Annotated in this window: 1 protein-coding gene; it reads right to left on the bottom strand. The window is 68.1% G+C overall.

Annotation, left to right across the window (positions count from 1 at the left end):
• A partial coding sequence (locus C7G61_RS42895) for an IS701 family transposase (protein ID WP_108523430.1) occupies positions 1-863 on the bottom strand: 863 nt, incomplete at both ends.

Here is an 863-nt window from a genome sequence, read left to right as displayed (position 1 = left end):
GCCAGCATGGATAAGGTGATGTGCCGGTGCCAGCCCGTCCACGAGCGCACCTCGTACTCGTCCAGCCCGGTCTCGCCCTTGGCCTCCTCAAAGCAGCTCTCGATCCGCCAGCGCATCCCAGCAATCCGCACGAGCGTGGACAGGGGCGTGTCGACCGGTGCCCAGGTGAGATAGAACGTGAACTGGTGCGGCCGGCCCTTCTTGCGGCGGATCAGCAGGCCGGACTTCCAGCCTGTCGGCGGGATGCCGTAGGGCAGATAGGCCCAGTCATACAGCCGTGGCCCCTTGGCGCCTTCGCCGGCACTCAGCCGTGCCCAGCCCCGGGCCGGCACGTCCTCGAGCCAGTCCTCGACCGGCTTGAGCCCGAGCCGCTGGGCCGAGGTCACGGCCAGCACATAGCCGCGCCCATGCGCCTCGATCAGGCGCCGCGTCTGATGGTCGGCGCCATAGAGGCAGTCGCCCACCACCCAGGCGCACGGCACCCCGGCCGCAAAGGCGCGCCTCAACAGCGCCTGTCCGAGCTTCGGCTTGGTGGTGAAGCACACCTCCTCCGGCACGCCTGCTTCCGCGCGGCGGGCGGCGTCAAAAGCCCAGGTATCGGGCAGGTAGAGGGCCCGGTCGATCAACGCATGCCCATGCCGGCTGGCATAGGCGAGAAACACCCCGATCTGGCTGTTCTCGATGCGCCCGGCGGTGCCGGAGTACTGGCGTTTGACGCCGACCGACTTGTCCCCCTTCTTCACGAAGCCGGTCTCGTCGAGCACCAGCACGGCGTCAGGATCACCGAGATGCTCGACCACGTAGGCGCACAGATCATCCCGCACGGCATCCGCATCCCAGTGCATGCGGGCGAGGAAATCCTG

This window comes from Bradyrhizobium algeriense, assembly GCF_003062295.1.
Taxonomy (GTDB): Bacteria; Pseudomonadota; Alphaproteobacteria; order Rhizobiales; family Xanthobacteraceae; genus Bradyrhizobium; species Bradyrhizobium algeriense.
The sequence above is the reverse complement of the archived record's forward strand: the minus strand, read 5'-3'. Positions and strand labels throughout refer to the sequence as shown.